The sequence below is a fragment of the Anaeromicrobium sp. genome (genome assembly GCF_025210435.1).
In the GTDB taxonomy this organism is placed as follows: Bacteria; Bacillota; Clostridia; order Peptostreptococcales; family Thermotaleaceae; genus Anaeromicrobium.
Window position 1 is genome coordinate 17,601 of record NZ_JAOART010000085.1, and the last position, 10,826, is coordinate 28,426.

At 25.9% G+C, this 10,826-nt stretch carries 11 protein-coding genes; all 11 read left to right on the forward strand.

Annotated features, from left to right (window positions below):
* The first annotated feature begins 2 nt into the window (after positions 1-2).
* On the forward strand, positions 3-1,889 hold the full coding sequence (locus N4A57_RS10185; protein ID WP_293657886.1) for a TnsD family transposase: 1,887 nt from the start codon (positions 3-5) through the stop codon (positions 1,887-1,889).
* 43 nt (positions 1,890-1,932) lie between these two features.
* Positions 1,933-3,450 (forward strand): Tn7-like element transposition protein TnsE, encoded by a 1,518-nt coding sequence (locus tag N4A57_RS10190; protein WP_293657887.1) that lies wholly within the window; start codon positions 1,933-1,935, stop codon positions 3,448-3,450.
* A gap of 74 nt (positions 3,451-3,524) precedes the next feature.
* Positions 3,525-4,787 carry a DUF262 domain-containing protein gene (locus tag N4A57_RS10195; RefSeq protein ID WP_293657888.1) on the forward strand — a complete coding sequence of 421 codons (1,263 nt, stop codon included), beginning with the start codon at positions 3,525-3,527 and terminating at the stop codon, positions 4,785-4,787.
* The gene (locus N4A57_RS10200; RefSeq protein WP_293657889.1) at positions 4,774-5,736 is read left to right on the forward strand and encodes an AAA family ATPase; all 963 of its coding nucleotides are present in this window, start codon (positions 4,774-4,776) and stop codon (positions 5,734-5,736) included. Before N4A57_RS10195 ends, N4A57_RS10200 begins: the two co-directional genes overlap by 14 nt.
* Positions 5,726-6,472 (forward strand): hypothetical protein, encoded by a 747-nt coding sequence (locus N4A57_RS10205; RefSeq protein WP_293657890.1) that lies wholly within the window; start codon positions 5,726-5,728, stop codon positions 6,470-6,472. Before N4A57_RS10200 ends, N4A57_RS10205 begins: the two co-directional genes overlap by 11 nt.
* A gap of 214 nt (positions 6,473-6,686) precedes the next feature.
* Positions 6,687-7,058, forward strand: a complete 372-nt coding sequence (locus tag N4A57_RS10210) for an ASCH domain-containing protein (protein WP_293657891.1) — start codon at positions 6,687-6,689, stop codon at positions 7,056-7,058.
* A gap of 185 nt (positions 7,059-7,243) precedes the next feature.
* Entirely contained in the window at positions 7,244-7,783 is a 540-nt protein-coding gene (locus N4A57_RS10215; RefSeq protein ID WP_293657892.1) for an ATP-binding protein, read from the forward strand.
* 39 nt (positions 7,784-7,822) lie between these two features.
* On the forward strand, positions 7,823-8,872 hold the full coding sequence (locus N4A57_RS10220) for an N-acetyltransferase (RefSeq protein ID WP_293657893.1): 1,050 nt from the start codon (positions 7,823-7,825) through the stop codon (positions 8,870-8,872).
* Positions 8,873-9,118: 246 nt separating this feature from the next.
* Positions 9,119-9,400 carry a hypothetical protein gene (locus tag N4A57_RS10225; protein WP_293657894.1) on the forward strand — a complete coding sequence of 94 codons (282 nt, stop codon included), beginning with the start codon at positions 9,119-9,121 and terminating at the stop codon, positions 9,398-9,400.
* Positions 9,401-9,835: 435 nt separating this feature from the next.
* A complete protein-coding gene (mntA, locus tag N4A57_RS10230; protein WP_293657895.1) occupies positions 9,836-10,243 on the forward strand; it encodes a type VII toxin-antitoxin system MntA family adenylyltransferase antitoxin in 408 nt (135 codons plus the stop codon).
* Positions 10,236-10,643 (forward strand): type VII toxin-antitoxin system HepT family RNase toxin, encoded by a 408-nt coding sequence (gene hepT / locus N4A57_RS10235; protein ID WP_293657896.1) that lies wholly within the window; start codon positions 10,236-10,238, stop codon positions 10,641-10,643. Before mntA ends, hepT begins: the two co-directional genes overlap by 8 nt.
* Positions 10,644-10,826 lie beyond the last annotated feature (183 nt).

Genomic DNA, 10,826 nt, shown 5'->3' on the forward strand with positions numbered 1-10,826 from the left:
AAATGCTCACTTTTTTCACAGATCCATATGAAGATGAATTACTATATGGAACCATATCAAGATATCATTATTATGCTGGGAACATAGATTTTAAAGATACTTTAAAAGAGTTATTTGGTAAGACGAGTGTTGTACCTACACTATATCTTCCTAGCAATTTAAATTATTTATCAAGCCAGCTAAGTAAAAAGTATACAGCAGATTACTTTATATATAATCATACTGTATATCCTTATTATGCTCCTTTTATAACTAAAGAAACTCAAAAGAAAGTTATAGAAGGTATGAAAGGTGATGGAGGCAAATCACTATACACTAAGATTGGAATAACCGCAGGAAGTATATGTGCTAAAGATGGAATATACTATTGCCCTGTGTGCTCTAAGTGTGATTTAGATAAAAAAGGTGAAGTATATATCCATAGATTGCATCAACTACAGGGAATAGAATTTTGTCCTTGTCATAAGGTAAAATTAAAAAAATATAAAATAGATAAAAATACTAGTAGTAGAATAGAGTTTATAAGATTAGATGAGAATTATATGGACTTTAGTGAAGAAACTGAAGATGATAAACATATTGAAGATGTATTTACACAAGTAGGAAAATCAGCAGAGTTTTTACTAAATAATAGGCTCTATAGTCTTGATAAACATAATACACATAAAGAATATAAGAAATTGTTAGACCATAAAGAGTTACTTACTATAAATAAGGGAATAAAGCAAAGAGAATTACATGAAAGACTTGTAGGTCATTATGGGAAAATAGTTCTTGAAAAATTAGAATCTTCTATAGATAAAGATAATGAATATAATTGGTTAAAGGTATTATCGAGAAATACTAAAAGAGCTGTTCATCCCCTTAGACATATATTATTTATTAATTTATTAGGAGCTATTGAAGAATTTTTTAATAAGAATAAAAATAAATATACTCCTTTTGGACAATCACCGTGGCCTTGTTTAAATCCAGTATCAGAGCACTATAAGAATAATGTGATTAATGATTTGAACATAACAGCAGATTATAAAACTAGAGTTCCAGTAGGGACATTTAGCTGTGACTGTGGATTTATATATTCTAGAAAAGGGCCAGATAAATGTAGTGATGATAGATATAGAATTGGAAGAATAAAAGAGTTTGGGCATGTGTGGAAAAATAAATTAAAAAGGTATCTAAAAGAAGAAAAGTATGGGCTAAGAGAACTAGGTCGTATGATGAAATGTGACCCTAAGACCATATTAAAATTTGATGCAGAATTTGAGATATACTATTTTGATAAATCTAAGAATGTTAATATGAAAAAAGATAATACTGATGTTTTGAAGGATGAAATAAATATAGATGAGTATAAGGATAAGATACTGAGTTTAATGAGTGAAAATCCTACTAAAACCAGAACTGAAATTAGACAATTATGCAAGAAAGAGTACTCATATCTCTATAAATACGACAAAGAATGGTTATATGAAATCTTACCAAATAAAACAATAGCAGATAATAAAGATAAGGAAATAGTAGATTGGGGTAAAAGAGATAAAGAAATTTTAAGATCAGTAAAAGAAAAATATAATGAGTTAATAGGTAAAGATATACCTATAAGGATTACTTTATCTAGAATTGGCAGAGAATTAGGAATATTAAGTAGTTTAGAGAAAAATTTAGGGAAACTACCTGAAACTAAGACTTATATATTAAATATTACAGAGTCAGTTCGTGATTTTCAAATAAGAAGAAGTAAAAAAATAATAGATGAGCATATGAAGAAAAAAGATGTTGTTAGGTTGTGGCAAGTACAGCGAAAAGCTGGTATAAGAACAAATACCTTTAATGAAATAATAGATGAATTAGAATCTTATATTACCAGGGGGAATTATTATCAGTAAAAAGGAAATAATCTTAAAAGATTGGCCATTTCAAGAAGGGAAAATGGCTAAATTAATATGGATACATAAACCGTATAAGAAGAATAATAAGTGGATGATAGATACATATTTTCAATGCGAAGGGGTAACGAGAAGAATAGTTATAGATTGGGCTACTATTTATTTATTGCACATAGGTAAATCGTATATAGATGGTAACTTAGATGGAGTTTGCAAAGATGACAAAGAAAGAGAAAATAAATCTATTGCGCTAAATTTATCAGATGTTAAATTTAAGCTACAAAGGCATAAACTGAAATTAATACTCCACGATGGAGAAAAAGTTATATTAGATACAAAGATATTTGTAGGAAAGTTAAATGGTACTGAGTATAGAATACCTGCTATAGAAATAATTAAAGCAATAATTGGATTAAATAATTTTATACTAAATAGAATGGTGGAGATAGATTCTTTAGATCTATATTTTTTATATGAGATAAAAAATGATAAAACTATACATATATATTTTACTAAAGAATATAGCAGACAATTATTAAATAATAAGCAGGTTCGTAAATTAGTATTGTTAATAGGAAGTACGAAAAGCTTAAAAATGTTTAATCAAATAAGTAAAAATATTGTTTTAAACAATGATATAGAATTTGATTTGTTAATAGATAAATTTATAATAGAGGCTATTATTAATAAGAACGATAAAATTAATTTAACTAGGATTAGAGAAATTACAACATTTGATAGGGAACTTTTAGATATAGATAATATAGAGTATAGCTCTCCGTATATGAAAAAAGTTAAAAGAACTAAAGCTCCTAGAGAAAGAGTATATCACAAAATAGAGATAGACAAAGATAAAGAGATAGATGCTAAAGTAGATGGTGCAGAGTTTACACATAGAGAAGAACTCGAAACTTATAGTACCATACAAAAATATAATGGTAAGTTAACTCTTAAGAAAATAAAAAACGGAGAAACATTTACTAGAAGAGGAATAGATGAAGACACAAAGATTTATGAAGTAGAAAATGAAAATATTAGAACCACAGCTGATTCAGGAGGTCTAGATAGGGCACAAGGATTAGAATATATAAACTTAGAAGAAGTAGAAGTAATGGGTGAATTAGAAGAATTTATAGCAATATTAAAATCATTAAAGAATATGCCAGGAATATTAAGTGTAGATGTTATGATAGATGATTTACCAGAAGGGTTAAGAGGCAAAAAGTTTGCTAAGCTCAGTGATGGAAAAACAAATAGAAGATATGCAGTAGGAATTATAAAGTTGAACGATGGAAGAACTTGTTGTTTAATAGAGGTGGAAAGAGAAGAAAAGTCATTATCTATGTTACTTGTATATAGTTATAGAAATGTAAATTGGAAAAAGGTTATAAGAAGCGTAATATTAGGGCTAGTTAATAAAAGCGGTAATTGGGATTCTTTAACACTGACAAAACTTATGACTTTAAAAATTATATCCAATAGAATTAGGCATAAATCTGTTACAAATAAAATAAGAGAAAAGTCTAATTACATATATAGTAAAATTTTTAAAGGTGATTAAAGTTATATTGTAGAAATCAAATTATAAAAAATATATATGTTATAATTAAGAAAAATACAAGTTGGAGGATTATTATGGTAGGAATAGAGGGATTTTTGTTAGATGAAGATGGTAATCAAGAGGAGAATACACATGATATAGATGTAAAACAAATTGTAGAAGCTACTAGCATAAATAAAAGTACCGTATCTATGGGGGTGGATACCTTAATAGAAAAATTTAATAAGTTTGATTTTGTATTACCTAAATATCAGAGAAAATTTGTTTGGGAGCCAGAACAAATAAGTAAATTAGCATTATCTGTGTTGAAAAATATACCGATTCCACCTATATACGTGTACTTGGACGAACGTGATAATAAATATGTTATTCTAGATGGGCAGCAACGCGTTATAAGTTTATTTTTATACTTTAACAATTTAAAAACAATCAAAACGTTAGATGGCAAAAAAGTTTTAATAGATTTTTTTGAAATTCTAAAAGAAAAAGATACAAATAATAAATTGCTTATAGAGATAATAAAAGCCGAAAAAAGAAATCTTTTTAGGGAAACTAAGCACATAATAAATAATGGAGACACAGATATAGATATAACATATAAGAACTTAGGAGATGCTAAACGAATCTGGGGTAGTAGGTATATAGATGTGGTATTTTTGGACGTAAAGTCAAAAACTAAGGAAAGTGTGTATTCTAATATATTTAATTTATTAAATAGTGGAGGGACTCTTTTAAAACCACAAGAAATAAGGAATGGAGTATATAAATCTAACTTTTATGATATGTTACATGAGTTAAATAATAAAAATGTAATTTGGAGAAAACTATACGGGGCAAAGCATGTAAATAGTAGAGACGTAGAATTATTGTTAAGATTTTTAGCATTAGAGTATTTTACAATTATAAGTGAGGAAAGTAGCATTATATTTAAAAGTGGTGAAGATAGAAAAAAAAGTGTGTACAAAGGATCAGTACATTCATTGCTAGATGAATTTTCACAAAAAGCTATTGATTTTTCTAAGGCAGAAATAGAGAACTATAGGAATAATTTAAATTCTTTTTTAGAAAAATTTGATGATAATATTTTAGATGAAGATGTTTTGCTAGGAGGATCTAAGCGAAAGAATAAACAAATAAATCATTTATTAATGGAAGCTTTATACGTTGCTTATATAAAATCGGGTAAAAATAGAGATAAATTTAGCAAAAAAATGCTAGAAGATATAACGGAGAAGACATTATATAGGGATGCATCTAAGAACTCTACATCTAATAAAGCAAATATACAAGACAGATTAACAGCTGCATTTGAGGAATTAAGATATGGCACAAATTAATAAACTAAAAGATTGTATAGTAGAGAAAGTTTTTAATAACACAGCAAACTTATTTCAGCATGATGATTATATTATAATTGGGAATAACATGTCAGGTAAATCTAGACTTATAAAAAAATTAGTGACAACATGCATAGATAAAGAAGTGTATTTTATAGATACTATGAATAGAACAATTCCTGCAGAAAATCCAACTGGAAAATTTGATGAAATTCAAAACATAAAGACAATCTTAGAAGCAAGAATTAATGTGAAAAATTTCAATAAAAATGATGTTATTACTGATATTCATACTAATAAACTGATACTAAAAGAATTAATTGAGAATGCGAATAAATATAATGCTATAATTACAGGTTATCTATCTAAAGAATTTAAAGTTATAGAAGAGCAAGAACAGATAACAGAGCAATTTAAAGGGAATACTATATATAAATATAAGATCGGAGAAAATATATATACTGAATTATCTAGTGGATTACAAGCAATTTTACGAATAATAATTGAAGTCATATATGCAGTAGAGAATAATTGTAAATTTATTATTATAGAAGAAATCGATGCCTATTTAGATAATAGCAACAGCATGAGGATTATTGAATTCCTTAAAAATACATATTATAATGTAGTATTTTTAATAACTACACATTCTGCTGATGTGATTTTAAAAGCTAACAACTTTAATATATTTAAAATTGACGGTGATAAATATCATTACCATGATAGTAATGATATGGATGATTTGAATTATATAAATAGAACGTTATTCAATAGTATTAATAGAGTGACTAATGATGCTGACAGGATATTAGCTAATTACATGCGGAGAATTGCATCAAATGGAAAATTGGAGGAATATGAATTAGAAAGTATTAAATCTTTGAACAATCTAACTTTAAGACAAGCTGTATTAAAAAAGTATTTGTTGGGGTGGGCAGATGAAAGTTAATTTTCCAACACGATATAACGTTGAATATCCAATAAAAAATAAGAAATTTTATAATTGGAATAACCAACACGAAATTAAAAAAGTATTAACTAAATCATCTAAAGAATATTGTATGTATTGTGGGAATCGCATTGTTATAAATAATAAAAATTTTGGTCAACTAGAACACTCCGTAGATAAAACGCAGAATTCTAAGGAAATCAAATATCTTGAACACTGTAAGTTCAATATAGCCATTGCATGCAGTATATGTAATACTAGTTTAAAAAAAGAAACGCTATCAATCTCATCTATAAAAGATGGGCATGTATGTAGTAATCAATGTGAAGAAGTTTGTTCAACCTATAGAGAGAATATGGTTGAATATATAAATAAAAATCATATAATTATAATGCCTAATGGCGTTGTCGGCGAAGAAACAAGTGAACTTTATGGAATTGAATATGATTTATTAAGAATGCGATTTCACGCAAGTGAAAATAATAAATACAACGAGAATGATAAGTGTATAATCGAAAACCATATTAGTCGATTTAAAATGAATTGTGAACAATATATGCCGTTAGATGTAATCAAGGTGTGTGAATTTGTGGTGAAATATGGTGACATACCAGAAAAAAATATGTTTAACAACATTATGGCAGAAATTTTTATAGATTTTTTAAACCATAATTGTAAAGATGAAAAAGCAGTTATGAAGGTATGTGAATTAATCATTATAATGGCTACATTATGATATTCCAGTAGAATAAGACTTGAGCAAACATTAAAAATGCTTGAGAAAAATTGTTAATAAGGTTATGTATAAACTAAAAAACGAAAATATGTTATATAATTATAATATTTATTGTATAATAAATATTATAATTATATCAAATCGTTATATGAATATTGATTTTGAGATAATTATCTCAAAGAAATTTTAAATATTATTGAAATAGGTGACAGAGATGAAAGCTATATTATCGATTAAGCCTGAATTTGTGGAAAAGATTTTTTCGGGTGAAAAAAAATATGAATATAGAAAAAAAGTCTTTAAGCAAGATGTTGACTCTGTAGTTATTTATTCAACAAAGCCAGTAGGTATGCTTGTAGGGGAATTTAAGATAGATAGAGTGCTACATGATGACGTTGAAAATATATGGGAGAAAACTAATGCTTTTTCAGGAATATCGTACAAATATTTCAAAGAATATTTTAGTAGTCAGGGAATGGCATATGCTTTAAAGATAAAAGATTTAATAATTTATGAAAAGCCATTATGTCCTAAAAAAATTATACCAAACTTTATAGCACCCCAATCTTTTCGTTATATAAAGTAATCAATACAATAATTCTTGAAATGAAAATAAGTGATTAGATAAATTATTAGATAATAAGATCATGTGTTTTATAAAATACATGGTCTTTTTTTTATTACAATATAAAAAAAAATATGCTGAATATTGAAAAAATATAGAAAAATTGGTAAAATAAGTATAATAATAATTATTGGTAGGAGGAATTAATGCGAAAAAATATTATATTTATTTCAGGAATACATGGTGTAGGGAAAACTACATTTGCCAAAAGTATGTCCAAGAAATACGGAATAGAATATTACTCTTCAAGTGAATTAATTTCAAATAACTGTAATAAAAAATTTGATAGTAAGTTAACTAATGAAATAGACGAAAATCAAAATCAGCTATTGAATGCAGTAGAAAAATTATTAAATAAGAAAAAGATATATTTTCTAGATGGTCATTTTTGTCTATTAGATAAAAAATTATATATAAAGAGAATTCCTTTGGGTACTTATATGAATTTAGGAATTAAAGCAATTATTTTATTAGTAGATAGTGTAGAAAATATAAACAATAGATTGAATTACAGAGATAACAGAAATTATGAATTAGATTTGATTAGTGAATTTCAAAAACAAGAATTGAATTATGCTAATGAAATTGCTTCAATGTTGGATGTTCCAATTATATGTATAGATATTGGAAAGTGCGATATAGATAATCATTTGAGAGTAGAAGAACTTATACAGGAGTATGTATGATTTAATATAAATATCATGTAGTGGTAGGGAGGAACAGCGATGGGTTATTCATTTTCGTATGAAAAATTTAAAGATATAGATCTAAACGATAGTTTTTTTGATTCATTAAAATCTGATTATAAAGAATTCACAGATTGGTTTAATAGAAAATCGGAAGAATATGCATATATACAAACTATAGATAATAATGTAGAAGGTTTTTTATATTTGAAAATAGAAGAGGGTCCAATTTTAGATGTAGATCCTAATATAATATGCAATAAAGCTGTGAAAATAGGTACTATGAAGATTAATCCTCATGGAACAAGATTAGGTGAAAGGTTTATAAAAAAAGCTTTAGATTTCGCAATTGGAAATAGCATAGAGACAATATATGTCACCGTGTTTGGTAAACATAAGGCCCTAATAAAAATGTATAAAAGGTATGGATTTGAAGAATATGCAGATAAGAGTACACATAATGGAACGGAGAAAGTTTTATTAAAAAAGCTTAATAAGAAATTTAGTGATTCTATATTAAATTATCCTAAAGTTGATTTAAATTCTAAAGCATATCTGTTAGGAATTTATCCAGAATATCATACTCGTATGTTTCCAGATTCTATTTTAAACAATGAATCTATAGATATCGTTAAAGATGTATCCCATACAAATAGTATAGATAAAATATATATATGTAGAATGAGAGGGGTGAAAAAACTAAGAAAAGATGACCTAATTGTAATATACAGAACTGGTGATGGCAAAGGACCAGCTGCATATCGCTCAGTAGCTACTAGCATTTGCATTGTTCAAGATATAAAGTCTACTAAAGCTTTTGCAACATTTGATCAATATAGAGATTATTGCAAAAACTATAGTATATTTGAAGATGAAGAATTAAAGAAGTTATATTATAGTAGAACAGAGTATTTCATTATAAAAATGATTTATAATGTGGCATTACCAAAAAGAATTATTAGAAAGAAGCTTATAGAAGAAGTTAGGCTTAGTGAAAGTAGCTACTGGGGATTTATGAATCTTACAAAAGAGCAATTAGAAGATATTATTTCAATAAGTGGAGTAGATAAAGGCTATATAATAGATTAATAAGATAAGATAAAATTTAGATTATATAGATATAGTAACCTAGTTAATACAAAATTAATATTTTTTTAAGAGAGCTATAAAAATAATAGACATTTTTTCTTACAGTAATTTAAACATAAAAGACATACCGTTGTTTTTGAAGTGTAAACAATGATGAAATAAATATAGAAAAATAATAAAATTATTCAAAGCGTATTACAAATCTACATATGGATAAATAATTAAGTTTATAGGGAGAGATATTACATGAATGAGAAGTTAACTGGAAGTGCAGGCACAGGGAAGTGTATTTTACAAAATTGGAATAATTTTAAATTTGATCTTGTAGAAGTAGAGGATGATTTTTATACTTTTGATATTAGATTTAACAATCAAGAAGGCTATGTAGTTATTAAATTAGTACAAAAAAAGGTAGAACAAATTACTATAGACTGTAAATTTAACAGACCACTAGGTTGTTATAATGATAGTTCATTAAAGCTTGTTGGAAGTAAGATGATCGATTCATTAAAGTTAGCTAACAGCTAGGTGATGTAAGAAGTTAATAAAACAGAATTAGCCATTTTACTATTATAAAGATGCATAAAAGGTAATCGAAAAGCTAATTGAAAGTTATTGTGGTAAATTTGAATTACATTTTTATAAATAATTAGTTAATATAAGAATTATTATTTTGATTAAATGTTATTAAAAAATTATATGTACATATTCACATAAGATTGATATTTTATAAAAATTTGACAAAATCACCTTTCATCGGGCAGTATATATTTAGGAAAGGTGATTTTTTATTATGATTAAAAGAAAAAGAACTTTAATTTTAAAAAAAATTAAATTGATTAAAGAATAACTATAAGTAATGTTGTAAAGGTTAAATTTTTATATGGAGATTATATAGAATCATGAAAGTGATTTCTGATACTAAATAGAATTATTAAAGGACAGAATGTATGGGGTGATTTGGTGAATATAGATAAAAAATATATAGAATCAATAAATGAATTTTTAATTAAAGAAATAGACCCTGTATTTATATATGTTTTTGGTTCCTTAGCAAAAGGATATTTTAGAGATGATAGCGATATTGATGTTGGGTTTTATCCAACTGAAGAAATTGATTCATATAAGCTATTTATGATAAAAGAAGAATTGGCAGATTGGTTAAGAAGAGATGTTGATTTAGTGAATCTAAAGAAATCAAGTACGGTTTTTAAAGTACAAGTAGTATGTAATGGTTACGAGATATATTCTAAAGATGAAAATATATCTACTGAATTTAGAATAGTAAGTTTAAAAGAATATGATCTTTTGAATAACAACAGGAAATTAATACTTGATAGAATCAAAAAGGAAGGTAAAATATATGATTGATTTAATATATAATAAATCTGAGATTATTGAAAAATGTATTAAGAGAATACGTGAGGAATATGAAAATAATAAAGAAAACTTAAATAATTGTACAAAGCAAGATTCTATTATATTAAATATCCAAAGAGCCTGTGAAGCATGTATTGATTTAGCCATGTATATAGTATCTATTAAGAGGTTTGGGATTCCTCAAAATAGTAGAGATGTTTTTGATATGTTAGAAGAAAATCATATATTAGATAAAGATTTAGCTAAAAAATTTAAATCTATGGTTGGGTTTAGAAATATAGTTGTACATAACTATGAAGTAATTAATGTAGATATAATTGATGGAATAATAAATAATAATTTAGAAGATATGATTAAATTTAAGGATATTATTATTAATGAATATTGTTAAAACTAATATATTAAAGAAGTAGTAAAGGATTAGTATTGTTAAATACGTAAAATTTGTACAAACAATCACAACAAATTTGGAAATATAATTCCAGTAATTATTATGTAATTCAGTTAAATTTAGCATAGATTTCAGCTTGTTTTTTACTGGAATAATATAACATAACAAAATAAATCATAACAA